The organism is Chryseobacterium sp. VAUSW3, from assembly GCF_002205795.1.
GTDB classification, from domain to species: Bacteria; Bacteroidota; Bacteroidia; order Flavobacteriales; family Weeksellaceae; genus Kaistella; species Kaistella yananensis.
In genome coordinates this window covers 1,037,363-1,064,209 of sequence record NZ_NIUY01000001.1, presented here as the reverse complement: position 1 = coordinate 1,064,209, position 26,847 = coordinate 1,037,363, and the positions used below count along the sequence as shown (strand labels likewise).

The window sequence follows — 26,847 nt, the reverse complement described above, 5'->3', positions numbered from 1 at the left end:
TAATCCTGTGCTTTAACATTCATCTGTTTGCGTAGATAAAAAGCAATGTTCTGTCTTACAGCAACATGCTAAAACGAGATAAAAAAGCCTTCTGATTTAACATAATTTTTATATATTCACCGACTCAATTATAAAATTATAAAATGAAAAAACTTTACTTGGCAGCTGCAACATTTTTGTCCCTTTCACTATCTAACGCCCAAAGCCTTACGGCTGTTTCATCCAGTCAAAATATTTTACAAAATGTAAAAAAACCTGCGTCGGTTTTATACGAACAGGTTGCTACAGGAGGAAGCGGTATTGTTTCGAGTGTTCTCTCAAACGGCAACTTTGTTATGGCTGCAGACGATTTCATATTAAGCGGTGATGCTGGCGTAAAGACATTTTCTTTCCTTGGTTTTCAAAATGCAGGTACGGTTACCAGCCTTAACCGGGGACTTTTAATGTACATTTATGCCGACAACGCAGGGAAACCTGCCGGTATTCCTGGAGATGTAAATCCTTATATCGCAAAAATTGATCTTACTGAAGCTTCTACCGCATTTACCATAACAACACCGGCAACCGGTTACTTTGCTTATAACATTGATGTTGTGGAAGCGTTAGGTTCTGCCCTTCAACTCACTGCCAACACCAAATATTGGGTAGCTTTTGCACCGAAACTTAATCTTACCGATTATATAAGTTCCCAAAGATGGAATTGGTCGGTAGGGGCAGTTAATTCTGAATTTGCGAAACTTGTGGATCCTGCAAACGCATTTGGAGCAGGAGCTACAAGCTGGACAAACATCAGTGCGCTTACCTCTGATGCCTTATTTAACGGATTAGCGTTCTCTATAGAAGGCGACAACAATCTAGGAACTACCGAATCTTACAGCACTGTTAGAGATATTATGGTTACCCAGGCAGCGGATGAACTTTATATTTTCACCAAAAACGAAAAACTAAAATCAGCAGTAATCTATTCGGCGGATGGAAGAATTGTTTTAAAGAGCAGCAATGATAAAATGAATATTGCAAATCTTTCAAAGGGAATTTACATTGTAAATGTAACCACGACAAACGGAAAAACATTAAGCACTAAATTCATTAAAAAATAAAAAACTTAGGCAAAAAGTTAATCCGGGCATTGTGTCCGGATTTTTTTTTGAGATTTCAGATATTTTTATAAAATAATTTTTAATAAACCGATTGATTAATTAGTTACTCACTACCTTCAGCCCTACCACAGACGCAATTAAAGTGAACACAAAAAACATGCGCCAGAAGTTTACAGGTTCATTAAAAATAAAAATCCCCATAAAAACCGCGCCCACCGCACCAATCCCTGTCCAGACGGCATAAGCTGTTCCCACCGGAATTGGGTTCGCACCAAATGAAATGGCTTTATAAAGCAAAAACATGCTGATAAAAAGCGAAACAATAAACCCGGCCCACCAAAAATAACTTTCTTTTCCTGTAGTTTCCTGGGCTTTCCCAAGGCATAAGGCAAATCCGGTTTCAAACAGTCCACCGATAATGAGTATCATCCAGTTCATGCGCCAAAGATAAATTTTTAATTTTTTATCGAAAAAAATCATACGTATCATAAAGAATTCGTTATCAAAAATTACTTTTGCACCATGATTTCACTAACTCCCATTAAGACTTTACAAATTCCCGAATTCCGGAATTTAATGACCGGCCGTTTTTTTATTGTTCTGTCTTTCAGAATGTTAGCCACTTTGATGGGTTGGTGGATTTATCAGTTGACCAAAGATCCTTTTGCTATTGGGTTAATTGGTCTTTCGGAAGTGATCCCGGCAGTTTCTACTGCACTATACGCTGGACATGTCATCGATAATTCCGAAAAGAAAAAACTTCTTCTCATCTGTAATTATGTTTATGTAATCCTGATAAGTCTGTTGATTATTCCGGCATTTTTTGGAAATCAGCTCCTGCATTTCAGCAACAAAGAAATCTCGTATTTTATTTACATGGTAATTTTTTTCACAGGATTTTGCCGCGCGTTTTTGGGGCCGATTATTCCTTCTATGATCCCGAAAATTGTTTCAAAAGAAACGTTGCCAAATGCCATTACCATTAACCAGGGCACATTTCTCACTGCATCGGTTGCAGGCCACGCAATAGGCGGATTTCTTATCCACTGGATTGATATTTCGGGGACGATTTTGGTGGTTTTAGGCTTAATGATCTTTTCTTCAATTTTCTTTTGGATGCTAAAAAAGCATCCTTCTGAAAATACCGCAAGAGAAATTGGCGTCGTACAGAGCATGCGCGAAGGAATCGCCTACATTTATAAAACCAAAGAAATTCTGGGCGCACTTTGTCTCGACATGTTTGCTGTGCTTTTTGGCGGCGCAGTTGCGATGATTCCGGTTTTTGCGACCGATATCCTTAAAGTTGGTTCTGAAGGTTTCGGTTTGTTGAATGCCGCTTCCGATATCGGGGCCATGTGCATTATTGCGTTTCTGGCCTTTGTGCCTCTAAAGAGAAATCAGGGAAAAATTCTACTGCTCGCTGTGGCAGGATTTGGTGTATGTATTATTGGTTTTGGCCTCTCGAAACTTTACTGGCTTTCTTTCTTCCTGTTGGTCTGCAGCGGGATGTTAGACGGGATCTCGGTGGTCATCCGCGGAACCATTGTACAGCTGAAAACTCCCGATCATTTACGCGGGAGGGTTTTAAGCGTAAATTCTATTTTCATCATGTCGAGCAACGAAATGGGACAGTTTGAAAGCGGCCTTGCAGCAAAACTTTTAGGCGTTGTACGTTCGGTGGTTTTCGGTGGAAGCATGACTTTACTGATCGCTTTACTTGTAGGAGCTACCGTTCCTAAACTCCGCAAAATGAATTATTAAACCTTAAAAAAGTTATCCAAATTTATCCACACTACCGAAAACTCCTGCTAAAGTTGATGAGCGCGTCGTTTGTGAATTTTTAACATTTCTTCTACACAATCCGGGTTCCGAAATAATTAAAATTCTATCTTTGTCCCATGACACAGAAGGATACATTATCGTCACTCATCCACGGTAATTTTGCAAAAGAACTATCAATTTCCGACGGCAAAATGCCGCCCAATGCAGTAGAATTCGAGAGACTTGTTATCGGAACTTTTCTTATCGACAAGAAAGGCCTTGATTATTCCATCGATTTGCTCACTCCGGAAGTTTTTTACGATCCAAGGCATCAGGAAATCTTCCGCGCAATCCTTAAACTGTTTGAAGGAAACCATCCGGTGGATTTGATGACTGTAATTCAGGAACTCAAAAAAACCGAAAAACTGGGTTTTGCCGGCGGCGACCATTATATTATCGATTTAACGATGGGCGTTTCATCCAGTGCGCATATCGAATATCACGTTCGTGTAATTCTCGAGAAATTTATCTTAAGAAGTCTGATTAATGTTTCAGCCAACGTAATCGACAGCTCTTACAAAGAATCTACCGATGTTTTCGAACTCCTCGATAAAGCAGAACAGTCTTTCTTCGAAATCACCAACGGAACCATTAAAAAAGGTTTCGACACTGCAAATACTTTGGTAAAACAGGCCATTGACACCATTAAAGCGCTGAAAGACAAAGAAGGAATCTCGGGAATTCCATCGGGTTTCAGAGATATCGACAAAGAAACCGGAGGCTGGCAGAATTCGGATTTAATTATCATTGCAGCACGTCCGGCGATGGGTAAAACTGCATTCTTGCTTTCCATGGCAAGAAATATCGCAGTAGGGCAGAAAATTCCTATGGCGCTATTCTCTCTGGAGATGGCATCGGTACAGTTAATTACCAGGATGATTGCCTCAGAAACCGGAATTTCTTCAGAAAAATTAAGAAAAGGACAGATGAGCGATGAAGAATGGCAAAGGCTGTTCTCCAACGTATCAGAACTCGAAAATGCACCTTTATATATCGACGAAACACCGTCACTTTCAGTGTTCGATTTCCGGGCAAAATGCAGGCGACTGGTAATGCAGCACGGAGTGAAAATCATCATGGTCGATTATCTTCAGCTGATGACTGCAAATTCAGGTAAAGGCGGCGCGGGGAACCGTGAGCAGGAAATCGCCACCATTTCAAGATCCTTAAAAGCCATCGCAAAAGAACTGAACGTTCCTGTAATCGCACTTTCGCAGCTCTCCAGAAGTGTGGAAACCCGTCCCGGAAAGAGACCGATGCTTTCGGACCTTCGGGAATCCGGAGCGATTGAGCAGGATGCGGATATTGTTTCCTTCATCTTCCGCCCGGAATATTATAAAATCACCACGTGGGACAATGATGAAGACGGAGGCGAATCTTCCACAGAAAACCAGGCAGAACTCATTATTGCAAAACACCGTAACGGCGCAACTGCGGATGTAAGAATGTCTTTTTACAAAAATATCGCAAAATTCGCCGACCTTGACTTGTTTGGAAGCGGTTACGGCTATCAACCCTCAAATTTCGGGCAGCAGGATGAACCTACTGGTTTTGAAAAAATTAAAGCGACCATCGATCCAGGCGCAGCGTTCGACTTACCAAATAGCCAAAATCTTTCAGGTTCTTCTATGAATGATTTGGATGATGATGACGATTTCGATTTTTAAATATGAGCCTGAGAATCGAAATTTTTACAGACGGTGCCTGCAGCGGCAATCCGGGGAAAGGCGGCTACGGTATCGTAATGAAAGTTCCGGAAAAACACTACGAAAAGCGATTTTCAAAAGGCTTCCGCCTCACGACAAATAACCGAATGGAACTGCTTGCCGTAATTGTCGCTTTGGAGAAACTTAAATCTACCGAAAACGATATCCACATTTATACCGACAGTAAATATGTGGCAGATGCCATTAACCAGAAATGGATTTTCGGCTGGATTAAAAAAGGTTTTAAAAATGTAAAAAATCCCGATCTTTGGAAACGCCTGGTACCGCTTCTCAAAGCGCATAAAATCACTTTTCACTGGATAAAAGGCCACGCCGGACATCCCGAAAACGAAATCTGCGACCAACTCGCCGTGAAAGCCTCTCAATCTGACAACCTGGAAACCGACACTTTTTTTGAGAATCAACAGAACGGCGGACTTTTTTAAATTTGAATACCCCTCGCGCGGATTAACTTTCCCACAAGTTACGCTTCCGTTTTCCTACTTTTCCTATCTTTGTTTAATGGATTACTTAGAGGCACTTCAAAAAAGATATTCAGTAAAAAAATTCGATCCTTCGAAAGAGGTTTCATCACAGATTCTTCAGAATATTCTGCAGGCAGGCAAACTTTCAGCAAGTTCACTGGGCCTGCAGCCTTACAAAATTCTTGTAGTAGAAAGTAAAGAAATGCTGGAAAAACTCTTTCCCGCATTTCACAATGCATCCCAGATTTCTTCCTGTTCAAAATTAATCGTAATCGTTTCTAAAAAAACAGTGGACAGAAGTTATATTGACGGATATTTCCGACATATCTCTGAGGTACGTGAAATTCCGGTTGAAAACCTCAGCCCATTCCGCAGAAATATTGAAAGCTATACTGAAAGTAATGTGGATGTACAGGCCTGGGCCGATAAACAGTCGTATATTGTACTGGGAAGTTTAATTTTTGCCGCAGCGATGGAAGAAGTTGATTCCTGTCCGATGGAAGGTTTCAAAAAAGATTTAATTGAAGAAATCCTGGGTCTGGATACCGAAAAAGAAAGTGTGGCAGTAACGTTGGCTCTGGGTTACCGGTCAGAAGACGATGATTTTCAGCGGTTGAAAAAAGTCCGCAAACCCGACGAAAAATTATTTAAATTTATTTAAAAACCTATGATTAAAGCAGATGTACTCGTCATTGGTTCCGGAATTTCGGGGCTTTCTTACGCGATAAAAGTTTCAGAAAAAATGCCCGAAGCCCAAATCACCATTGTCACCAAAGCCGATGAAGACGAAAGCAATACCAAATATGCGCAGGGCGGACTTGCTGTGGTCACCGATTTTGACAAAGATAATTTCCAGAAACATATCGACGATACCATGCGTGCCGGCGATGGCGAAAATAAAAGAGATGTGGTAGAAATGGTCATCAAAGAAGGACCGGCGAGATTTCAGGAGCTGGTGGATTGGGGAACGCGTTTCGATATGGAAAAAGATGGCGATTTTAAACTGGGCCGTGAAGGCGGTCATACAGAAAACCGTATCGTTCATCACAAAGATATTACCGGTGCAGAAATCGAGCGCGCCTTGCTGGAAACAGTAAAGCGGTCGAAAAACATCGAAATGCTGGCACATCATTATGTGGTAGATTTAATTACCCAACATCATGTCCCCGGAAAAGAACTGAATACCGACGATATTTCCTGCTATGGTGCCTATATTCTGGATGAAAAGAATAAAAAAATCAAGAAAATTACCGCCAAAATTACACTTGTTGCGACAGGCGGCGCCGGACATGTTTACAAAAACACTACAAATCCTGTAATTGCAACAGGCGACGGAATTGCGTTCGTTCACAGGGCGCGTGGCAGGGTTTCGAATATGCAGTATTATCAGTTTCATCCTACCGCATTATATTCAAAAAGAGACGGAATGCTTTTTCTGATTTCGGAGGCAGTACGTGGTGACGGCGCAAAACTCAGAACCAAAGATGGCGAAAAATTCATGCAGAAATATGATGAACGCGAAGAACTGGCCTCCCGCGACATTGTTGCCAGAGCAATTGATAATGAGTTAAAAATTTCGGGCGACGATTATGTAGGGTTAGACTGCCGCGAAATGGATCAGGAAAAATTCAAAGAACACTTCCCAAACATCTACCAAAAATGCCTCAACGAAGGTATTGATCCCTTCAAACAGTTAATTCCAGTCGTCCCGGCCTGCCATTATCTGATGGGTGGAATCGACATCGATATGGACGGTCAAAGTTCAATCAATAATTTATTTGCCGTGGGCGAATGCACCAATTCCGGCCTTCATGGCGCCAACAGACTCGCATCCAACTCATTACTCGAAGGCGTGGTCTTCGGTCATAACGCCGCTTTAAAAACTGTAGAATTACTGAAGATTAATGATTTTAATTTTGATGATTTAAAAGCCGTACCCGAGTGGAATGAAGAAGGAATGAAGATGATGGACGAAATGGTGCTGGTTTCTTATCTCCGTCGCCAGCTTCAGGAAATGATGAGCGATCTTGTGAGTATCGTACGGAGCAACGAACGTCTTGAACTTGCCCGCAAAAAACAGCGCGAAATCTATGAAGCCGTTACGGAACTTTATAATTATTCAATCATGTCGCCCCAGCTTTCGGAACTAAGAAATCTGGTGAATATCTCTTACCTCATCATCAAACATTCGCTTGCCATGAAAGAGAACAAAGGTGCATTTTATAATAAAGACCTGGTATAAACTGGTAAAAATCTGGCAAAAGCCTTAAAAAATAAAATATGAAAAGACCTGCATACGTAACCGATAAAGCCTTAAAACAATTCATAAAATCTGCTCTCGAAGAAGACATTCACGATGGCGACCACTCTACCCTCTCTACAATTCCCGAAAATCTTGAACAGAAAGCAAAACTTTTGGTAAAAGAAGACTGTATTCTGGCAGGTGTGGAATTGGCGGAAATTATCTTCAAACAGTTCGACAAAAACCTGAAAGTTGAAGTAATGATAAAGGATGGTGCATCTGCAAAAGCCGGCGACATTGCATTTTACGTAACCGGAAGTGCACGCTCAATTCTTTCAACGGAAAGATTAGTTTTAAACTGTATGCAACGCATGAGCGGCATTGCTACTCTTACCCACGACTGGGATTCGAGATTACTAGGGACTAAAACCAAACTCTTAGACACACGTAAAACTACTCCCAATTTCCGTACTTGCGAAAAATGGGCAGTTGCAATTGGTGGCGGAACCAACCATCGATATGGGCTTTACGACATGATTATGCTTAAAGACAACCACATCGACTATAACGGAAGTATTACCAATGCCGTAAAAATGGCAAAAGACTATCTAAAAGCCAACAAAAAGAAACTTAAGATCGAAGTTGAAACCAGAAATTTACAGGAAGTGGAGGAAGCTCTAAAATCCGGTGTTGACCGTATTATGCTCGACAATATGAGAGTTGATGACATGAAGAAAGCAGTAAAACTCATTAATGGAAAATGCGAAACTGAAGCGTCGGGCGGAATCACCCGCGATATGCTGAAACCGGTTGCGGCAACTGGGGTAGATTTTATTTCCGCAGGCGCTTTAACCCATTCGGCGAAAAATATCGACTTAAGTCTGAAGGCGGTAAAATAATTATCGATTTCTCTTTTTTTACTGAAATTTTAAAATATTACGCAATGTATAATATTTTGAATTTGACAATGAAAGAAAATTTAACCCGCTGTAATACTGACAAATAGGCGGTTTGTTAACAAATATTTAAAATTTAACAATTCATTAATAATAGTTCCGTTTTTTTTAACGATTTTTGCCGAAAATATATATTTAAAATTAGTTAAATTTTATTATGAAAAGTAAAACTTTAAAGAAGACCGTGCTTATCGCTGCTATCGCTTTTTGCGGCTATGGAACTGTGCACGCGCAGGTTACTACAAGTAACATGACCGGTATTGTAACCACCGCTGATGGTAAGGCGAGCTCAGGTGCAACTATTAAAGCAACCCATTTGCCATCTGGTACCTCCTACTCCGCTAAGGCCAATGCTTCCGGAAACTTTAACCTTCCAAACATGCGTGTTGGAGGCCCGTACAGGGTTGAAATCACTTACGCAGGACAGCAGCCTCAAGTTTATGAAGATGTATATTTGGAATTAGGACAACCTTTTGTATTAAACTCTGTTGTAGGTGAAACCAAAACTACAGATATTGCAGAAGTAATGATTACGGCAGCTGGTAGATCAAATGTGAACAAAACAGGAGCTGCTACCAACGTAGGTCAGAAGCAAATCCAGGATTTACCTCAAGCTAACAGAAGCATAACGGAATTCACGAGACTTACCCCTCAGGCTAACGGAAATTCGTTTGCAGGTAGGGATGCTCGTTATAACAACCTTCAAATCGACGGTGCTAACTTTAACAATGGTTTTGGTTTAAGTTCAAGTCCGCTACCAGGTGGTAATTCGCAACCAATTTCTTTAGATGCAATTCAGGAAATCAGTGTAAACATTGCTCCTTTTGATGTTACCCAGTCTGGTTTTACCGGGGCTGGTATTAACGCAGTTACCAAATCCGGAACTAATAAATTCCACGGATCACTTTACGGTTATTATAACGGAAAAGAACTGAACGGATGGAAAATTAACGGAAAAGACATTGAAAAAGTTTCGGGAGGACAGGTTACCAACGGTTTTACAGTAGGTGGACCTATTGTTCAAAATAAATTGTTTTTCTTCATTAGTGCTGAAAGAGAAACCAGTACAGGAGCCAACGCATCTGGAGCTAACCTTTGGAAAGCATCTCAAGACGGAGTTTCTGATCCGGCAAACAATATTTCAAGGGTAAAAGAATCTGATCTTATCGCAGTAAGAAATCACCTGATCAACAGATGGGGTTATGATCCGGGAAGATATCAGGGTTATGCAAACGAGGCGGTACAAAAGGGAGATAAATTTCTTGCACGTTTAGACTGGAACATCAACGATCAGCATAAATTTGCAATCCGTTACAACATCCTGAACGGGACCTCCATGCAGGTAGCAAACGGCAACTCTGGACCTTCACCACGTTCTACATGGAACCGTGTAAGCGACAGAGCAATGACTTTCGAAAACGGAAACTACGGATTTGAAAATAAAGTTTCTTCACTTACTGCGGAATTAAACTCAACGTTTAACTCTAACCTTTCAAATAAATTATTATTTACCTATTCTAAAATTCAGGATTTAAGATCTACCCCTTCAGACACCCTGTTCCCTTTTGTTGACATCTGGGATGGTTCTCCGAATGGAGGTAACTATATCAGTTTTGGTACTGAACTTTTTTCTTATCTGAATGATGTAGTGAATGACAATTTCTCTTTCATTAACAACCTTACATATAATGCGGGTAAACACACAGTAACAGGAGGTGTTGCTTATGAAATGCAGAAATTTGGTAACTCATATACCCGTATGGGAACCGGTTATTACCGATATGCATCGGTAGCAGATTTCTTAAAAACAGGTACTGCTAACGAAGTTGCACCAATTATGTTTGGTCTTACTTATCCTTATGCTAACCAAGACACTTACGCAAGAGTAAACTTCGGTCTTGGATCAGCTTACGTTCAGGACAGAATTGCGCTTAACGATAAATTCAACTTTACGGTTGGTGTAAGAGCAGAACTTCCGTTCTATCTTAACGATCTTACAGCAAACCCATCAATCGACGCACTGGAATTATTGGATAAAAACGGTAATCCTACAAAATACTCTTCTGGATCATGGCCAAAATCACGTGTAATGATTTCACCTCGTGTAGGTTTCAATTATGATGTTTTGGGTGACCGTTCACTTACTGTACGAGGAGGAAGCGGTGTATTCTCCGGACGGGTACCTTTCGTTTGGTTAACAAACATGCCAACCAATGCTGGGGTGCTTCAGAACACCATTGAACCAGGATCATATGCAGCAGTTGCAGGATGGATCAACAATGTTACCTTCCAGCCACAGGATATTTATTATCACCTGAACAACGTTCCTGCAGGAGCTGAAAACGTCTTCATTACAAGCCCTAAAGCAGGTGCACCTTCATCTTTCTCTCTTGTTGATCAGGACTTCAAAATGCCTTCTGTGTGGAGATCAAGTTTAGGTATCGATTACAAAGTGCCTAACTCGGTTTTAACACTTACTACTGATATTCTTTACACTAAAGATATCAATGCAGTATTCCAGTTTGGAGCGAACAGAAAAGCATCAACACAAAAAATGACCTATGCGGACCGTGTTTATTATCCTAATGCTGCCTCATACACCTATAACTCAGCAATTGGAGGAAACAGTGCTACCATCTTAACGAATACAGACACTAAGGGTTATGCATTTTCTGCAACTTTCGGAGCTCAGATGAGACCATGGAAAGGACTTTCAGGATCAGCATTCTATACCTATTCGAAAGCTGAAGAAGTATCATCTAACTCAGGATCTAATGCATCATCATCTTGGTTAGGTTCTCCGACTGTAGATTCTCCGAACCAGGATTTCTTAAGTATTTCTAACTATGCAGTTCCTCACAGAGTTGTTGCAAACGTGACTTACGAGATCAAGAAAACGGGTACTACTATCGGTGCTTACTATTCCGGTGCGCATCAGGGAAGATATTCTTACTACTATTCCAATGACGTGAACGGAGACGGAATTGCAAATGACTTGCTTTACCTTCCAAACTCTACCGCGGATATGAACTTTGCTAACATTACAACCGGAAGTGGCGCCAACACTACTGTTCTGTTTACCGCAGATCAGCAGAGAGCAGCATTCGACCAGTTTATCAAAGACAATGGTCTCGAAGGTTACAGAGGACAAATTTTACCAAGAAACGAATTCCTTATGCCTTGGTTAAACCGTGTTGATATCCGTTTGACTCAGAATTTGTTTACTGACATGGTTCAGAAAGGTGATAAAATTCAACTTTCTTTGGATATCTTAAACTTTGGCAACATGCTGAACTCAGAGTGGGGAATCCAGGATCAAAACGTAAGCTCTTACGGTGCTGCAATCCTTGGCCGTTCCGGTGCATTATCTCCAAATCCAACATTCCAGATGTTAAGAAGCGGTAATGAATTGGTTACTTCACCTAACAGACCTGCAAGTTCAAGATTTACAACTTGGTCCGCAATGTTCGGTATGAAGTATTCATTCTAAGAAACCTAAAGTATCAACTTTAGATTTGATATTAATCCCGACTTTATCGTCGGGATTTTTTTTATATTTGCAGTTAACTTATAAAAAAATATTTATGGATTTCAACATCATGCTTCAGGCACACCGTGGTTTTGCTTATTTAATTCTGCTCCTGGCAGCTGTTTTTGTTGTCGCACTGCTTGTGACGATGTTCGGATACTCAGGTAAAATCTCTAAACTTTTAAGAAAATCAACGCTGTTTACGATGATTTTTTTCCACCTTCAGGCATTAATCGGGCTGATAATGTTGTTTTTCTTCTCTCCAGGTTTCAAAGCAGCTTCAGAAGCCGGAACCCTGATGAGCGATTCTGCATCAAGAAATGCGTACGTTGAGCATCCTTTCGCCATGATCGTGGCTGCAGTGCTGTTAACCATCCTAAATAAAAAATTCAAAACCAACGATAAACTAAAAATGGGTTGGGTCATTATGGGATTCGTTGCACTTGCATTCATGCTTTGGGCATTTCAGTGGCACCGACTTTTCGGGGCTTAATTTATTATCAATTAGCATCAATCAGACAAAAAAATGAAAATAGCAGTTGTGGGCGCTACCGGAATGGTAGGCCAAGTTATGTTGAAGGTTTTAGAAGAACGAAACTTTCCGGTTACAGAATTAATTCCTGTTGCATCTGAAAAATCGGTCGGTAAAAAGATCTGTTTCAAAGGGAACGAATATTCCATCGTATCAATGCAGACCGCCATCGATATGAAGCCAGAAATCGCGCTGTTTTCTGCCGGCGGAAATACTTCCCTGGAATTTGCACCGAAGTTCGCTGAAGTAGGAACTACGGTAATCGACAACTCTTCTGCTTTCAGAATGATGGAGGATAAAAAACTGGTTGTTCCCGAAATCAACGCGTCTGAGCTTTCGAAAAACGATAAAATTATTGCAAACCCCAATTGCTCAACAATACAGTTGGTAATGGTTCTGCACCCGCTGAATCTGAAATATGATCTCAAAAGAGTCATCGTTTCAACTTACCAATCTGTAACGGGAACAGGTAAAAATGCTGTTGACCAACTGAATGCAGAAATTTCCGGCGATAAAGATATAGCGAAAGTATATCCATACGAGATTTTCAAAAACGCGCTTCCACAATGCGATGTTTTTGCTGAAGATGATTATACCAAAGAAGAAATAAAACTGATGACTGAACCTAAGAAAATCATGGGCGACGACAGTTTTAATTTATCGGCAACTGCGGTGCGTGTTCCTGTTCAGGGAGGGCATTCAGAAAGTGTAAACATTGAGTTTGAAAATGATTTCGATCTTGATGAAGTACGGAAAATCCTTTCGGAAACTCCGGGAGTTGTGGTCATGGATGATGTTTCGAACAAAATTTATCCTATGCCGCTGTATTCCGAAGGAAAAGATGAGGTTTTTGTCGGAAGAATCCGCAGAGACCGATCCCAACCTAACACACTTAATATGTGGATTGTTGCAGACAATCTCCGCAAAGGCGCCGCCACCAACGCGGTACAGATTGCCGAATATCTCTTAGAAAATCACTTGGTTTAATATAAATGCTCACTTAAGGTGAGCATTTTTTTATTCTTAGACGCCTGAAACATTTTTAATTAAAACCCTCAAACACTGCTGTGGAAAATCAACATTCATCAAAAACCAATTTCGCATTTCAGAAAACCGTTGCCATTGTAGGAATAGGTCTGTTTATCGGAAAGTTAATTGCGTGGCATCTTACCAATTCTGATGCGGTATTTTCTGATGCCATGGAAAGTATTGTGAATATTATAGCAGGGTTTATGGGACTTTATTCATTATATCTGGCAGCAAAACCCAAAGACATCGATCATCCGTACGGCCACGGAAAAGTGGAGTTTGTGACTTCCGGAATCGAAGGCGCCCTGATTATTTTTGCGGGAGTCATTATCCTTGTGCAGGCTGTTGATTCCCTTTTGCACGGTAATGTCCCGAAAAAACTCGACTGGGGAATGCTCATTATTGCGGTTACCGCCGTAATCAACTATCTCATGGGTTATATCTCGGTAAAAAAAGGAATTCAGGAAAATTCCCTTGTCCTTCAAAGCTCCGGAAAACACCTGCAGAGCGATACTTTAACCACTTTAGGCGTTGTCATCAGTTTAATTTTGGTATATCTGACGAAAATTTACTGGATTGACGCTGCTGTTGCGCTTATTTTCGGCGGATATATCATGTTTGTTGGCTATAAAATCATTAGAAAAGCTTTGAGCGGAATCATGGATGAAGCCGATCAGGAATTGCTCTCCAAAATGGCTAAAATCTTAAACGAAAACAGAAAACGCGAGTGGATCGACATTCACAATACCAGAATTCAGCAGCACGGAAGCGGTCTTCATATCGATGCCCATTTAACGCTTCCCTGGTATTTTGAACTCCGAAAAGCGCATGAAGAAATGGAAGAAACGTATAAATTAATTTCAGAAAATTCCAGCAGGGCAATCGAATTTAATTTTCATCTGGATGACTGTAAACCTTTTTCATGCGAAATCTGCCAGCTTTCCGAATGCCAGGTTCGTCAGCGGCCGTTTGTAAAGAAAATTGTATGGAACGAAAATAATATTTCGCAGATGGATAAACATGATGTTACAACCTAATTTCAACCCTTTCTCAACTGCTGCTTTCTATAATAGAATAATGGAATAATCAACAGCAGAATTAATGGCTGAATCACAAATCTCCGCATATAAAAGGAGAAAAGATAACCAACTTCAAACCTGGTATAAATGCAGTAAAGATAGATGGGAAAGGTGATCGCGAAAACCAACAGCATTAATACAACCGCCTGCATCGTCCATTCTTTATTTTTAAATATAAAATGAACAATCAAAGCTGATAAAGTGAGGTTCAGCGAAAATCTGAATAAATAATTTAAAATCAGTTTTGCCCATTCAAAATCCGGAAACTGCGCATTTTTATCTGCCGAATGAAAATAACTTAGAAAAGGATCATAGAAAAGAGATTCTTCCACCATTCTCACTCCAATCAAACTAAAAATCCCGAGGATGACCGGTAAAACGCTAAGCGGTTTCATGTTCAGCATCTTTTAACGCAAAAAACTTAATCCATATTAACCAAAGCACTACAACACTGCCATAAATAATCGCCGGGAAAAGATAATCATGTCCTATTTTTGAATATTGTGGCAGTTCAACCAGAAGAATATTTAATCCTGCAATCCGTAAAACATTGATAATGTGCAGGAAAACAAATCCTAAACCGGCAAAAACAAAAGTCTTGAAACCCTGATAAAAAGCAAAAATAAACGCCAGAAAAAGTACCATTACCGAAATCGCATTACAGCCTTCGACCATGCGCGAAACATATCTGCCGCTCACATAAAACCAGTTTGTTTCCTGCTGCGGTGTTCCCGGCACCAAATGAGACGGATAACCCAAACTTTGCTGTACAAAAGCCGCTTGCTCTGCTACCCATTCCGAAACCGGATCAAGACCTGTATTTTTGAACTGGTTCAAATAAAACTGATAAGCCAGAACCATCACCACATAAAGGATGACGAAGCGTAAAAGAATTTTCAGAACCGGCTTGAAATCATTGAACATACTGCAAATATAATCTTTTCAAAAATTCTATTTTCTTATCTTTGTAAAAGTATGAATATGGACAACGCAAAACTCTTTTTCGAAGAATTTATTGGGGAAAAATCACAGGATTTTTATTCATTGCCCCAAAGCGGTTCGGCAAGAAAGAATTTCGTGGGCAGAACAGCAGAAAAGCGATACATCATCACCGAAAACGAAAATATTCCCGAAAACGAGAGTTTTTTTTACTTTTCTGAAGTTTTCACGGCACTTCATCTCAATACACCCAAAATATTTAAAATTTCTGAAGACCGAAAAATTTATGTCCAGGATTTTTTAGGCAAAACTACCCTCTCGGAAATTATTGAAAGTGAAGGTTTAACTGAAAGAACAAAATCTTTGGTGAAACAAACTCTCGAAAAATTATTTCACCTTCAAACAAGCACAGAAGATAAGATCGATTATTCAAAAACTTTCGAATATGAAAGTTATAATGAATTTCCGGTGACCAACGATCTGTTCTATTTCAAAAGTTTTATTGCAGATGTACTCGAGATTCCTTACCACAAATCTACTTTGCTGAAAGAATTCAAAAACCTTACCTCAGAAATTACAAACTGTGGCCCGAAAGGCTTGATGATTCGCGATTTCCAGGCGAGAAACATTATGATAAATGATCATGATGAGGCGTTCTTTATCGATTACCAGTCGGCGATGAAAGGTCCGCTGATGTACGACGTTATTTCGTTTCTTTTTCAGGCAAAAGCCAATTTTCCTGAAGACTTCAAAGAAGAGATGCTGCGTTATTATTTTTCGCTTTGGAAGGATGAAAATTCAGTAAAAGAACTGAAAAGTTCGGTAAAACCGATTCAGCTGATCCGGTTCATGCAGGTTTTGGGAGCGTATGGATTCCGCGGACTTATCCAGAGAAAACCGCATTTTATCTCAAGCATTGATAAGGGAATTGAAAATCTGGAAGAGTTAGCAAATTCCTGGGAAGGAATGCAACATTATCCGGAACTGAAAAAACTCGTAAAAGCACTGAAATCAAATTCAGTTAAAAATAAAATCGAATCAATAATTAAAAACCATTAAGAAATTTAACGGTTCAAATCAATAAAAAAATGAGTCTTACGATAGATATACACAGTTTTTCCTACAAAAAAGGCGGAATCCCAAAAGATGAAACCGGAAACGGCGGCGGATTCGCATTCGACTGCCGCGGAATCCTAAATCCGGGAAGAATTGAAGAATATAAAGCGCAAACCGGCTGCGACATCGGCGTTCAGGAATTTCTGGAAACCAAAACCGAAATGCCTAAATTTCTGAGCCTGGTAAAGGAAATTGTTTCCATCAATATCGATAATTATCTGGGGCGCAATTTCGAGCATCTTCAGATTAATTTCGGATGTACCGGCGGGCAGCACCGCTCCGTTTACTGCGCTGAAAAAACCGCAGCATTTATCCGCGAAAAATATCCGCAGGCCATCGTTACGATTCATCACGACGAGCAGCCGCAACTTAATCACAACTAAGATGAAGGCCCTTATTTTTGCAGCCGGTAAAGGCACCAGGCTGAAGCCTTTTACCGATCATCATCCGAAAGCGTTAGCCAAGGTTAATGATGTTCCCTTACTCGAACGAAATATTAAATATTTACAAAGTTATGGGATTAATGATTTTGTAATCAATGTGCACCATTTTGGGAATCAGATCATTGAATTTTTGAAAGACAACCAGAATTTTGGCGCCCATATCCAAATATCAGATGAAAAAGATCAGCTCCTGGAAACCGGAGGCGGCTTGGTTTTTGCAAGAAAATTTCTGGATTTTGAAGAAGACTTTTTAATTCTTAATGCTGACATTCTCACCGACTTAAATATTACAGAATTTGTAAAATACCATCAGGAAAAGAAAGATTTCGCTACTTTAGCAGTTTCCGACAGAAAAAGTTCCAGAAAACTTCTTTTTAACCCAGAAATGGTGTTGCGTGGCTGGGTAAATATAGACACTGGTGAGCAACGGCTGGCAGAATTCAACAAAGGATTCAAACCATTAGCTTTCAGTGGAATACATTGTATTAATCCTGCAATTTTCGACAAGATAAAGCGCACCGGAAAATTCTCTATTATGGAAGAATATCTGGATTTAATGCACACCGAAAAAATCCACGGATTTGAACATCAGGCAAAACTGATTGATGTGGGAAGACCGGAATCTGTACTGGAAGCGGAGAAACATTTTAAATAAGACGAAAAAAATCTATGAGCAAAATACAAAGAGGAAAAGGTACAACACGCGCGGCAACAGGCAACGAATTTGAAATTGATCAGAAAGTTCAGCGGTCTTTTTCCGAAAAAACATGGGACGAAACCATTACCAAAGACAGCTGGATGGTTTTTAAAATCATGGCCGAATTTGTTGACGGTTACGAAAGGCTTGCCAAAATAGGCCCATGTGTATCAATCTTCGGGTCTGCAAGACTTAAACCTGACAGCACCTACTATAACCTTGCGGTAGATATCGCAGAAAAGATTACAGAAATTGGATTCGGCGTTATTACCGGTGGCGGACCCGGCATTATGGAAGCCGGAAATAAAGGTGCCCATAAAGGCGGCGGAAAATCTATTGGACTAAATATTGAACTCCCTTTCGAACAGCATTTTAACCCTTATATCGATAAAGGTTACAGTTTGGATTTCGATTATTTCTTTGTAAGAAAGGTGATGTTTGTGAAATATTCTCAGGGATTCATTGTAATGCCGGGAGGTTTCGGTACTTTAGATGAACTTTTGGAAGCGATGACGCTGATTCAGACCAACAAGATCGGAAGATTCCCAATTGTTTTGGTTGGATCTGACTATTGGAAAGGCTTGCTGGATTGGTTTAAAGACACCTTGCTGGAAAACGGAATGATTTCTGAGGAAGATTTAAGCCTGTACAGGGTGGTTGATACTGCGGAAGATGCCGTAGCGCACATCAAAGCATTTTATGATAAATACACAGTAAATGTCAACTTTTAATTGGCATTATATTTGAGACTATACTGAAACAAGAAATACAGATGAAAAATTTTTTACATATTATCGGAATCTTTGCATTGGTAGTGATGACAAGTTTTGCGACCGCAGATTTTTACTCCTCGATGACAAAGGTAGATTATGTGGAAGGAAGCAAAACACTGAAGTTCACAACAAAGATGAATACCCAGCATATTTCTGATGCCATTAAAATAAATCCCAATACAGCAGGTTTTGAAGCAGAGGTAAAAAAATATGTAAACAATAATTTCGATTTGTTTGTTAACGGCAGTCCTAAGACGCTTACTTTCACCGGAAGCCAGGTTAATGGTCAGTCGGTTTGGGTTTACTTTGAAGCCGGCGGCGTAAGCGAGATCAGCACTTTAAAGATTAAAAACACCATTTTGTTGGGTACCTTTCCCAGACAGATAAATCTGGTCAACATCGCCTACAAAGGCAGCCAGAAGACAATGAATTTCCAGAGGGGAAAAGAAGTTAACGAAGTCAGTTTTTAAAGGTTAGGTTAAAGCATTAAACAGGGCCATCTCGCAAGCGGGATGGCTTTTTTGTAAAGAAATTTGAACCACCAGATTTTTTAAAGCTCAGGTTACAATCACCTACTTTTTTTGTGTCAAGCTGACTTGGAGAAGGTTGATAAATTCTTACAACATCAATAAGGCTCTAATTCCCAATAATAAAAAAGGCTGCATCGCTGCGGCCTTTCTTCTGTTTTAAGATATACTACTTAGAAACTTTCACTGTCGACTTCCCAAGTTGTAGAGGCGGCTGCAACAGACGTATATTTAAAAGCAATAACAACCTCCTTGATAAGGAAATTTTTCAGGTTAACTTTTTGGGAGGTTCTTAGGCTTAATTCATTTAAGTTTTATCCGGCAAGCACATGAAATTAAAAAATAAAGGCCGCATTTCTGCGACCTTTATAATAGTATAATATTGGATTATTTACTACCAGAAACTTTTAAATTATCAACTTCCCAAGTGGTGGAAGCAGTTGCTGTATTTGTATATTTAAACGCAATTCTAATCTTTTTGTTAGCATAACTGTCGATATTAATTTTACCGGAGTTAAAGAACGCAAACCCGCCCAAAGCTGTATCAATTGGTGCATTAATTTTCGTCCAGGTTGTAGTGGAAGGATTGCCTGAGAAATTCTCAGTGATATAAACTTCCAGCGGATTACCTGGTGTATTAGCACGCCCGTCTGAATCGAACGAGAAACTATATCCGTTGAAACCTGTAAGATTAATCTCACTTGAAACCAACCAGTCTTCGTTTGCGGTAGTACCACCATTCATCACTGCATAATAGTTTGTACCAGTACCTTGGTTAGATCTGGTCCATACCTGCTGCGGTCCAAGTATATCGTACGCTGTAAAGTTTGCGGTAAGACTTGTCTGGAAACCTTCGAAGAAAATGGTAGTCGGCGGCTGAGAACCATCGCATCTTGGATTGTCGAAATCAGCATGCACCTGTTTTGGAATCCAAAGTTGGTATGTCCCGTTGAAAACACTTAGGATTCCATAAACATCACCGTTTCCACCATCAACTTCAGCACCTGCAAAGTTTGCAAAATTACTTGTCCGTAATAAAATGGTATTTCCGGAACAGTCTTTCAGCGTTCTGTTGGTTACTCCACCAGATGCGTAAGGCAGACCGAGGTCTCCATCAACAAATTCCACATCTTTAATTTTCACCCATTTCCCTACATCGGCCAGCGTAAACTGGTTAATTTTCTTTTCTGTAGCAGTTACCGGAGTTGCAGGCATGTTGGAATCAAAAAAATGTTTGTAAACATCTGCCTCAGCAATCTGTCCAACGTTATTGTTGAAAGGTTGCCCAATCTGCAATTCACCGTTCACATTACCGACATACAATCCGTTCAGTTTGATGTAAAGTTCTTTACCTACTTTAAATCTCGCATCCTGATAAAGGTTTGTCTTATTGATGTTCACTCTAATACCTCCGGTTGCATCTTCAACATAAATATACTTGAAAAGATTTCCGGTTTCGTCATTGGCTGTTACTTTCGCTTTCAGAAGGAAGTTACCGTTGATCTGTGTAAGTCCGGTAGTGAAAAGCTGTTTTACTTCAGCCACTGTTTTCGCTGTGTAAGCGGAAGGATCAATAACACAAGGATTAGATGCGATTCCGTCTAATCTTGGGAATGTCTTCATATCAGCCAAATCAGCCTGTTTGTTGATATACATTTGGTACGTAGTGTTGAATTTGCTGAAAATTCCCACAAAGTCGCCGTTTCCGGCCGGAAGCAGCTGATTTGCAAATGCTGCAAAACCACTGTTTCTTACCACTGCTGTTGAGGTGTATGCACTTCCATTCCATCCCTGACCGATTGGCCGGTCTACCGTAACACCATCCGGAGCATAAGTTGAACAAAGTACTCTGTTTGTAAATTCTGCATCTTCTACTTTAATTAAAGCTCCAAGCAACGCCTGGTTGGCAGCCATTTCAGAAATCTTCAACACTTTCGGTACAATCTCTTCTCTAACAGAACATGACCGGAAAATTCTCTGAGGAACCAATTTCTCAGGAATTCTGGAAACTGCATCAACTCCCTGTGCAACGGCATTAGCATCTTCAATACCCAACTGAACCAAACCCCCGTAAGTTCCAAGCGCCAGACCTTTCAATTCGATATAAATTTTAGATCCCTGCGGAAACTTTGTGTAAGTGCTTACCGCATCTACACTGATTACAAATCCCTGGGTTGGATTAACTGGTGAATCCTGAATATAGATTGTCTTATAAATATTTCCCGATTCATCAGTAGAGGCTACATAACCTTCCATCACTGCAGTAGAATTTTCCGGGAATACATAACGCATATTGGTATGCAAAGCCTTCACCTGAGCAATCGTCATCGTAGCCGTAAGGTCTCTGCACTGGTAATCCTGGAGCACAGGATCATCGTACTTATCATCGTGCACACACGCCGAAAGCAGGAGCGATGCAAAAGTGATGAAGAAAATCTTAAAAAATGAACTGTATTTTTTCATTGGATGTTTTATTAGTAATTAAAATCTTAAATAAACGTTTGCAAAAAACGTAGTTCCTCTGTCGTACCAAAGTTTTGGACCGAAATAAGGTTTTTCTCTTTGTGCTTCTGCTTGAGCTTCCGGGAAGTTAACTGCCCTGCCCTGTTCGAAACCTCCGGTAACATAATCTCTGTTATTCAGGATATTGTTTACACTTAAACTAACACCCATTCTGTAATCTCCGAATACGAAAGTTTTTCCTGCGTTCGCGTTCAGCATAAACTGATCTTCAAACTTCTTCTGTGCAGTAATTGTTGCGATCGCCTCCGGTGTAGCTCCCGGATAATTATCTCCTGTACGTGGGTCGGTATACATGGCTGCGGTTTTATTGAGTGCAGAAAAATCAAGATACTGGTCCTGCAGGTAATTCGCTGTAGCTCCCAGCCACCAGAAATTTTTGGAGTTATAACGCAGACCAAAAGAGTAAGCTTTTTGTGGCGTACCGGCAATTTTATAATCTTTGATGTTTGCAGTACCCCACTCTCTGATTCCGAAATCGTCATCAAACGTGGTTACTGTAGGATTATTGGTAATTTTATAATCACCATAACTTACTACTGCAGTTGCGTTCAGGGTGGTTGTAATTTTCACATCAGCACCCAATTCCAAACCTTGGTAAGATTTGTCAATTCCGCTGAGCACTTCTGCTACAAGTGCATTACCCTGATCAACTGTTTCACTGGAAATATCCGCATAGTATCTGGAAATTTCTGTAGCATTTTTAATCGTCGTAGAGTATGCGCTTAATCTAAGTTTAAGAATCTGACCTCTTAAGATATAGTTTAAGTCATTTGAATTGATGATCTGGTTTTCAACATTCGGGGTAATCATATTGGTAACACGCGGGCTGATGAAAATTTCGTTTAAAGTAGGTGCCAGACTAAAGAATGCACCATTATACACGATGAAGTTTCTACCGTCTAATTTATAAAGCACCCTTCCTTTAAGACCTGCATCGATCGAGTTGAAAACCTCGCTCTTTCCTTTGCTGTCGGCATATTGGTGGTGTCTGAATTTACCGTCTCTCTGAGAATCCGCATAGGAAGTGAAAACCGACGCAGTTACCGTCCATTTCGGAAGGTCGATTTCAGTAGATGCGTTTAACGTGTACTGATCTCTCAATAAATCGTAGGAATATTGGGTTCTGTCTCCTACAAGAATTTTAGCGTTGGGATTATCTAAATCATAAGGCTGGTCGTTTCCGAAAGCGTTCAGGTTATTTGCATACAAAGCTCCCAACAGATCCTTCATCTCTCTGAAGTTATCAGATTTCAGTTTCTGATAATTAAAGTTGATGTTGAGTTTCCAGTTTTCATCAAGCTTAGTATCAAAGTGGGAAGCAAAGTTGAAGGTCTTGTCTTTATTTACATCTTCTACAATACTGTACACCGCGCCCTGTTCATTGCCCGCCATATCATAACGGTTCAGATAATTCGCCTGGTAAAGGCTCATCCAATCGATCTGTGCATTTGCTTTAAATTCTTCTTCGGTGAAAATACCGTAGCTTGGCAATTTTCTGTAGTACGTAGGGTTAGGATCGGCTGCGTGGAACCAGTCTAAACGGCTTCTTCCGTCTCTACCTTCCTGATAAGAAATCGTGTTGTTCCAATTGCTGTTTTTACCAATTTTCAGATAATCAGTAAGCATAAATATTGGTTCGAATACTTTTCTGATTCTTGAATTTCTTTTCTCACCGTCTTGCCATCCCCAGTACGCATTATAATTCTTCCCCATCAAGTCATAAGTTTCCTGAGTGTTTGGTGAATTATTCGCTCTGTAAGTTGGCGCTCCAAACGCTGTTAAATTAATTGCGTGGCGGCTGCTGAACTGCTTTTCAATGGCACCGAAATATGCGTAAGAATCCTGGTAAGTTCCGTCGATTACACCTTCGTCAGCCCATCTTCGGCTTCCGGAGAATGTGAATGCCCAACCGTTTTTAGACAAACCGCTTGAGTAGGTTGCCATTGCACGGTGAAAATAACTTCTGTTTGTAAATGAATAGGCAAGCGAAGTTTGTTTTCTGTAGCTGGATGCTCTCGTATTATAATATACCACCCCACCAAGGTTACCGAAAGCATATTCGGAAGGGGTAATATTGTCAACAGATTCAAAAGGGTAACGTGTAACGTCATTTAACCCGCCCCAGTTGCTGAAATCTACTTTACCATCATCGTTTTTCGACATCGATACACCGTTGAAAATAACATCTTCAAAACGGTTTTCCACCCCTCTTGGGCGGAACCAGTAGGCTCCAAGTTCGAAAGCAGTAACACTTTGGAAAACATCCCGGCCAGAGCTCAGAAGCCCTACAGTGGGCTGCATTGACGAACCGCCTCCTTCATCATTATCAGCGGCAGAATCATCAATTACCATCACCCCTGCATTTGCAAATGGTGCAGGTAATAAACTGATTACGCCTAAATCCCTTCTTTTTTCGTTTGCAGATACCGTAAATTCAATCACTTTTGTTTCAAAATTCGGCTTCGAAACATTAATCTGGTACTGCCCAGGCTGAAGATCAACAAACTGAAAATAACCAATTTTATCGGCTTTCACATCATCAGTAGACTGTACAAGATCAATCTCTGCGCTCTCAACTGGTTTACCTTCCTGGTCTTTTACATACGCATAAACCGTAGTTTGCGCAAAATAAAACGAGGCCGGAAGCAAAGTAAACAATGAGATTAAGGATAACTTTTTAATCATAACTAATTATTTAAATCCCCTTTATGATAAGATATTTTTAAGGGGCAACAAATTTAGGGTTAATTTTTGTTAAGTTAAAGATATTTAACACTTTATTCTTATAAAGAAGTATCAATTATTATTAATATTCCTAAATTCATAAGCCTCCAAAAAAATGTTGTTAAAAAGTATTACTCATAGTTTTAAGTGCTTGCTTGCGAAATTATTAGTAATTTTACGCACTTAAATTTTTTATGTATTTTCTAATGAAAAAATTTTTTATTACAATCACGCTGTTTTTTATGGGCTTTGTTTTTGCCCAGAAAATACAGGTACAGCGAGCAGCCATCGCTTTTTTTAATGTAGAAAACCTCTGGGACACTGTTCCGTCGGCAGATTATATTGATGGTACAAAAGATGTTAAGAATCCGGCATTCCACCGAAGTGTGCCGCTGGACTCTTTACAATATCTGGAAACGACTGAAGTGTACAAAGGCGAATGGAGCAACGAACTTCTTGTAGGCAAAAAAGTGGTGCGAAACCAGATTCTTGCCGATGATTTCACCGCAAACAGCTCTAAAAACTGGAATACCCAAAAGTATAACCAGAAAATGGCCAACATAAGTAAAGTACTTTCTGAACTGGGAAGACAATATACCAATGACAACCCTGCCATCATCGGCCTTGTGGAAGTTGAAAACCGCCAGGTGATCGAAGACCTTATCAAACAGCCTGCGCTCGCAAAAAGCAATTACGGGATTGTACACCACAATTCTTATGATGCCCGTGGCGTGGATGTGGCTTTAATCTACCAGAAAGGAAGATTCGTTGTAACCGACCACTATGAGAAAGATATTAAAATCTTCAACGAAGAAGGCCACAGAAGCTACACCCGTGGCGTTTTGGTCGTTAAAGGTTTGCTCGATGGCGAAAAAACAGCAGTTTTTGTAAATCACTGGCCGTCCAGAAGTGGAGGCGAAGCACGCTCTTACCCACGCCGTGCCGCCGCAGCAACAGTTTTAAAAACCGAAATGGACCGTTTAATCGCAGAAGATCCTTCCATCAAACTTATCGCAATGGGCGACTTCAATGATGATCCTGTGAGCCCAAGCATCAAAAAAGTTTTAGGCAGTGTGGCAGAACCGGAGCAACTTAGCGATAAAACTCCTTATTATAACCTGATGACCAAAATGTATAAGGCAGGTGTTGCTACCCTAGGTTACCGCGATGCACCCAACCTTTTTGATCAGATTATTGTTTCTAAAAACTTCTATTCTCCCGAAAAATTATCGGCAGGATACACCGTATTTAAAACCGAAGTTTTTGCACCTTCTTATATGAAAAACAGCGAAGGACAATGGAAGGGTTATCCTTTAAGATCCTGGGATGGCGACCGCTTCACTAATGGCTACAGTGACCACTTCCCGGTATTTACCGTGATGCAGCGCGAGCATAAGCGTTAAACCGATTTTTCTAACATCAAAATATAAAAACCGAAGTTCCGTACTTCGGTTTATTTTTTTCATAACTTTATATAAAAATAAAGCGATGAAAAAGTTATTATATTTAATTTTTGCACTGGGCGTAATTGCCTGTACACCGCAAAATAAAACACAGGACAGCACCCACGCCGAAATTACGCCTCAGAAAAATGAAGAGGGCGAATGGGATCTTCAGGTGATTGATACCCAGTACGACTATTTCCTGAACGCAATTGCGAAACCGATGAACATGTATTCTGAATCTTATCTTAAAAATAAAAATACTTTTCTGGTGAACGAATGGAATTCCTACTACTATTCGGGCAGGTACCGAAATGTGATTGAATCTTCGATAGACTATGATCCACAGGAAAACTACGGATTGAAGTTTGAATATAAACTGTATCAGGTTTTTGCTTATGTTCAGTGGAAATACGGTTTACGGATGTCGGGATTGAGCGGTGCAGAGATCCGTTAAATTAAAAAGGGCTCAGAAAACATCTGAACCCTTTTTTAATATTGTAGAACGTCTTACTTATTAAATTTTTCCTCCACTTTATCCCAGTTGATTACTTCGAAAAATGCAGTAACATAATCCGGTCTTCTGTTTTGGTAATGCAGGTAATACGCATGCTCCCAAACATCGAGTCCCAAAACAGGTGTGCCCTTGCAATCAGAAACCGGCATTAAAGGATTGTCCTGATTTGGAGTAGAGCAAACCGCCACAGATCCGTCTTCTTTCTTACATAACCAAGCCCAGCCGGAACCGAATCTTGTTTTTGCCGCTTCAGCAAAATCAGTTTTGAATTTTTCGAAACCTCCGTAAGCTTCAATCGCTGTTTTTACGTTTCCTACAGGTTCTTTGCTTCCTCCAGGAGTTAAAATTTCCCAGAAAAGCGTGTGGTTATAATGTCCGCCGCCATTATTTCTTACCGCTGCTTTATCTACACCTGTTTTGCAGATTTCTTCGATGGTTTTTCCTTCCAGATCTGTTCCTGCAATTGCTTTGTTTAAATTATCAATGTATGCCTGGTGATGTTTGGTGTGGTGGATTTCCATTGTTTTTGCATCAATGGTTGGTTCAAGCGCATCGTACGCATATCCCAATTGTGGTAATTCAAATGCCATAATTTTTAATATTTTAAGTTAATACCCAAATTTACTCATAATGTAGGGCAAGTACAAGCCACAGACATTACTTTAAT

The 26,847-nt window shown here is 40.2% G+C and carries 24 protein-coding genes; 18 read left to right on the top strand and 6 right to left on the bottom strand.

The genetic code is table 11. The features are described from left to right. Positions 1-143: 143 nt before the first annotated feature. Positions 144-1,100: a T9SS type A sorting domain-containing protein gene (locus CDW55_RS04825; RefSeq protein WP_088468561.1), complete on the top strand. Its 957-nt coding sequence runs from the start codon at positions 144-146 to the stop codon at positions 1,098-1,100. Between the two features lie 99 nt (positions 1,101-1,199). On the opposite strand, the gene CDW55_RS04820 is transcribed toward CDW55_RS04825, so the two are convergent. Further along, positions 1,200-1,538: a DMT family transporter gene (locus CDW55_RS04820; protein WP_088468714.1), complete on the bottom strand. Its 339-nt coding sequence runs from the start codon at positions 1,536-1,538 to the stop codon at positions 1,200-1,202. A gap of 84 nt (positions 1,539-1,622) precedes the next feature. Here CDW55_RS04820 and CDW55_RS04815 point away from each other — a divergent pair, with 84 nt between their 5' ends. The 10 genes from CDW55_RS04815 (at position 1,623) to CDW55_RS04770 (ending at position 14,437) form a co-directional block, all read left to right on the top strand. Continuing rightward, complete coding sequence (locus tag CDW55_RS04815) at positions 1,623-2,861, top strand: MFS transporter (protein WP_088468560.1); 1,239 nt, start codon at positions 1,623-1,625, stop codon at positions 2,859-2,861. A gap of 137 nt (positions 2,862-2,998) precedes the next feature. Continuing rightward, positions 2,999-4,588: a replicative DNA helicase gene (gene dnaB, locus CDW55_RS04810; protein WP_088468559.1), complete on the top strand. Its 1,590-nt coding sequence runs from the start codon at positions 2,999-3,001 to the stop codon at positions 4,586-4,588. A gap of 8 nt (positions 4,589-4,596) precedes the next feature. Then, positions 4,597-5,073, top strand: coding sequence for a ribonuclease HI (rnhA, locus tag CDW55_RS04805; protein WP_088468713.1), 477 nt, complete (start codon positions 4,597-4,599; stop codon positions 5,071-5,073). A 76-nt stretch (positions 5,074-5,149) separates the two neighbouring features. Beyond that, positions 5,150-5,773 (top strand): NAD(P)H-dependent oxidoreductase, encoded by a 624-nt coding sequence (locus tag CDW55_RS04800; RefSeq protein ID WP_088468558.1) that lies wholly within the window; start codon positions 5,150-5,152, stop codon positions 5,771-5,773. A 6-nt stretch (positions 5,774-5,779) separates the two neighbouring features. Next, positions 5,780-7,354 carry an L-aspartate oxidase gene (gene nadB / locus CDW55_RS04795; protein WP_088468557.1) on the top strand — a complete coding sequence of 525 codons (1,575 nt, stop codon included), beginning with the start codon at positions 5,780-5,782 and terminating at the stop codon, positions 7,352-7,354. 38 nt (positions 7,355-7,392) lie between these two features. Next, positions 7,393-8,253 (top strand): carboxylating nicotinate-nucleotide diphosphorylase, encoded by an 861-nt coding sequence (nadC, locus tag CDW55_RS04790; RefSeq protein ID WP_088468556.1) that lies wholly within the window; start codon positions 7,393-7,395, stop codon positions 8,251-8,253. Positions 8,254-8,467: 214 nt separating this feature from the next. Continuing rightward, positions 8,468-11,800 (top strand): TonB-dependent receptor, encoded by a 3,333-nt coding sequence (locus CDW55_RS04785; protein ID WP_088468555.1) that lies wholly within the window; start codon positions 8,468-8,470, stop codon positions 11,798-11,800. Between the two features lie 94 nt (positions 11,801-11,894). Continuing rightward, positions 11,895-12,332, top strand: coding sequence for a hypothetical protein (locus CDW55_RS04780; RefSeq protein ID WP_088468554.1), 438 nt, complete (start codon positions 11,895-11,897; stop codon positions 12,330-12,332). A gap of 33 nt (positions 12,333-12,365) precedes the next feature. Further along, positions 12,366-13,358: an aspartate-semialdehyde dehydrogenase gene (locus tag CDW55_RS04775; RefSeq protein WP_088468553.1), complete on the top strand. Its 993-nt coding sequence runs from the start codon at positions 12,366-12,368 to the stop codon at positions 13,356-13,358. Positions 13,359-13,438: 80 nt separating this feature from the next. Continuing rightward, complete coding sequence (locus CDW55_RS04770) at positions 13,439-14,437, top strand: cation diffusion facilitator family transporter (protein ID WP_088468552.1); 999 nt, start codon at positions 13,439-13,441, stop codon at positions 14,435-14,437. Positions 14,438-14,439: 2 nt separating this feature from the next. On the opposite strand, the gene CDW55_RS04765 is transcribed toward CDW55_RS04770, so the two are convergent. Both CDW55_RS04765 and xrtF read right to left on the bottom strand, forming a co-directional pair. Continuing rightward, positions 14,440-14,874 carry an exosortase F system-associated membrane protein gene (locus tag CDW55_RS04765; protein WP_088468551.1) on the bottom strand — a complete coding sequence of 145 codons (435 nt, stop codon included), beginning with the start codon at positions 14,872-14,874 and terminating at the stop codon, positions 14,440-14,442. Continuing rightward, positions 14,861-15,403: an exosortase family protein XrtF gene (xrtF, locus tag CDW55_RS04760; protein WP_088468550.1), complete on the bottom strand. Its 543-nt coding sequence runs from the start codon at positions 15,401-15,403 to the stop codon at positions 14,861-14,863. The genes CDW55_RS04765 and xrtF overlap by 14 nt, the downstream gene beginning before the upstream one ends. Positions 15,404-15,454: 51 nt before the next feature. On the opposite strand from xrtF, the gene CDW55_RS04755 reads away from it, so the two are divergent. The 5 genes from CDW55_RS04755 to CDW55_RS04735 are packed head-to-tail and all read left to right on the top strand — an operon-like array spanning position 15,455 to position 18,917. Further along, positions 15,455-16,477, top strand: coding sequence for an aminoglycoside phosphotransferase family protein (locus CDW55_RS04755; RefSeq protein ID WP_088468549.1), 1,023 nt, complete (start codon positions 15,455-15,457; stop codon positions 16,475-16,477). A gap of 29 nt (positions 16,478-16,506) precedes the next feature. Beyond that, positions 16,507-16,917 carry an RNase adapter RapZ gene (locus tag CDW55_RS04750; RefSeq protein WP_088468548.1) on the top strand — a complete coding sequence of 137 codons (411 nt, stop codon included), beginning with the start codon at positions 16,507-16,509 and terminating at the stop codon, positions 16,915-16,917. 1 nt (position 16,918) lies between these two features. Next, positions 16,919-17,632, top strand: coding sequence for an NDP-sugar synthase (locus CDW55_RS04745; RefSeq protein ID WP_088468547.1), 714 nt, complete (start codon positions 16,919-16,921; stop codon positions 17,630-17,632). A 14-nt stretch (positions 17,633-17,646) separates the two neighbouring features. Beyond that, on the top strand, positions 17,647-18,405 hold the full coding sequence (locus tag CDW55_RS04740; protein ID WP_088468546.1) for a TIGR00730 family Rossman fold protein: 759 nt from the start codon (positions 17,647-17,649) through the stop codon (positions 18,403-18,405). Positions 18,406-18,446: 41 nt separating this feature from the next. After that, on the top strand, positions 18,447-18,917 hold the full coding sequence (locus CDW55_RS04735; RefSeq protein ID WP_088468545.1) for a DUF6702 family protein: 471 nt from the start codon (positions 18,447-18,449) through the stop codon (positions 18,915-18,917). 444 nt (positions 18,918-19,361) lie between these two features. On the opposite strand, the gene CDW55_RS04730 is transcribed toward CDW55_RS04735, so the two are convergent. Continuing rightward, positions 19,362-21,437: a DUF5689 domain-containing protein gene (locus CDW55_RS04730; RefSeq protein ID WP_088468544.1), complete on the bottom strand. Its 2,076-nt coding sequence runs from the start codon at positions 21,435-21,437 to the stop codon at positions 19,362-19,364. A gap of 18 nt (positions 21,438-21,455) precedes the next feature. Then, the gene (locus CDW55_RS04725; RefSeq protein ID WP_088468543.1) at positions 21,456-24,182 is read right to left on the bottom strand and encodes a TonB-dependent receptor; all 2,727 of its coding nucleotides are present in this window, start codon (positions 24,180-24,182) and stop codon (positions 21,456-21,458) included. Positions 24,183-24,427: 245 nt separating this feature from the next. On the opposite strand from CDW55_RS04725, the gene CDW55_RS04720 reads away from it, so the two are divergent. After that, positions 24,428-25,624, top strand: a complete 1,197-nt coding sequence (locus CDW55_RS04720; RefSeq protein WP_088468542.1) for an endonuclease/exonuclease/phosphatase family protein — start codon at positions 24,428-24,430, stop codon at positions 25,622-25,624. Between the two features lie 85 nt (positions 25,625-25,709). Continuing rightward, a complete protein-coding gene (locus CDW55_RS04715; RefSeq protein ID WP_088468541.1) occupies positions 25,710-26,120 on the top strand; it encodes a DUF6146 family protein in 411 nt (136 codons plus the stop codon). Positions 26,121-26,173: 53 nt separating this feature from the next. Here CDW55_RS04715 and CDW55_RS04710 read toward each other — a convergent pair whose 3' ends face one another. Further along, positions 26,174-26,770, bottom strand: coding sequence for a superoxide dismutase (locus CDW55_RS04710; RefSeq protein ID WP_088468540.1), 597 nt, complete (start codon positions 26,768-26,770; stop codon positions 26,174-26,176). Positions 26,771-26,847: the final 77 nt, after the last annotated feature.

Excerpts from the sequence above, each read along its gene's own strand:
- CDW55_RS04735 (WP_088468545.1), top strand. The coding sequence starts at position 18,447 with ATGAAAAATTTTTTACATATTATCGGAATCTTTGCATTGGTAGTGATG.
- CDW55_RS04730 (WP_088468544.1), bottom strand. The coding sequence starts at position 21,437 with ATGAAAAAATACAGTTCATTTTTTAAGATTTTCTTCATCACTTTTGCA.
- CDW55_RS04720 (WP_088468542.1), top strand. The coding sequence starts at position 24,428 with ATGAAAAAATTTTTTATTACAATCACGCTGTTTTTTATGGGCTTTGTT.
- CDW55_RS04740 (WP_088468546.1), top strand. The coding sequence starts at position 17,647 with ATGAGCAAAATACAAAGAGGAAAAGGTACAACACGCGCGGCAACAGGC.
- nadB (WP_088468557.1), top strand. The coding sequence starts at position 5,780 with ATGATTAAAGCAGATGTACTCGTCATTGGTTCCGGAATTTCGGGGCTT.
- dnaB (WP_088468559.1), top strand. The coding sequence starts at position 2,999 with ATGACACAGAAGGATACATTATCGTCACTCATCCACGGTAATTTTGCA.
- CDW55_RS04715 (WP_088468541.1), top strand. The coding sequence starts at position 25,710 with ATGAAAAAGTTATTATATTTAATTTTTGCACTGGGCGTAATTGCCTGT.
- CDW55_RS04820 (WP_088468714.1), bottom strand. The coding sequence starts at position 1,538 with ATGAACTGGATGATACTCATTATCGGTGGACTGTTTGAAACCGGATTT.
- CDW55_RS04765 (WP_088468551.1), bottom strand. The coding sequence starts at position 14,874 with ATGAAACCGCTTAGCGTTTTACCGGTCATCCTCGGGATTTTTAGTTTG.
- CDW55_RS04800 (WP_088468558.1), top strand. The coding sequence starts at position 5,150 with ATGGATTACTTAGAGGCACTTCAAAAAAGATATTCAGTAAAAAAATTC.
- CDW55_RS04710 (WP_088468540.1), bottom strand. The coding sequence starts at position 26,770 with ATGGCATTTGAATTACCACAATTGGGATATGCGTACGATGCGCTTGAA.
- xrtF (WP_088468550.1), bottom strand. The coding sequence starts at position 15,403 with ATGTTCAATGATTTCAAGCCGGTTCTGAAAATTCTTTTACGCTTCGTC.
- CDW55_RS04780 (WP_088468554.1), top strand. The coding sequence starts at position 11,895 with ATGGATTTCAACATCATGCTTCAGGCACACCGTGGTTTTGCTTATTTA.
- CDW55_RS04815 (WP_088468560.1), top strand. The coding sequence starts at position 1,623 with ATGATTTCACTAACTCCCATTAAGACTTTACAAATTCCCGAATTCCGG.
- CDW55_RS04775 (WP_088468553.1), top strand. The coding sequence starts at position 12,366 with ATGAAAATAGCAGTTGTGGGCGCTACCGGAATGGTAGGCCAAGTTATG.
- CDW55_RS04725 (WP_088468543.1), bottom strand. The coding sequence starts at position 24,182 with ATGATTAAAAAGTTATCCTTAATCTCATTGTTTACTTTGCTTCCGGCC.
- CDW55_RS04825 (WP_088468561.1), top strand. The coding sequence starts at position 144 with ATGAAAAAACTTTACTTGGCAGCTGCAACATTTTTGTCCCTTTCACTA.
- CDW55_RS04745 (WP_088468547.1), top strand. The coding sequence starts at position 16,919 with ATGAAGGCCCTTATTTTTGCAGCCGGTAAAGGCACCAGGCTGAAGCCT.
- CDW55_RS04785 (WP_088468555.1), top strand. The coding sequence starts at position 8,468 with ATGAAAAGTAAAACTTTAAAGAAGACCGTGCTTATCGCTGCTATCGCT.
- CDW55_RS04750 (WP_088468548.1), top strand. The coding sequence starts at position 16,507 with ATGAGTCTTACGATAGATATACACAGTTTTTCCTACAAAAAAGGCGGA.
- CDW55_RS04755 (WP_088468549.1), top strand. The coding sequence starts at position 15,455 with ATGAATATGGACAACGCAAAACTCTTTTTCGAAGAATTTATTGGGGAA.
- nadC (WP_088468556.1), top strand. The coding sequence starts at position 7,393 with ATGAAAAGACCTGCATACGTAACCGATAAAGCCTTAAAACAATTCATA.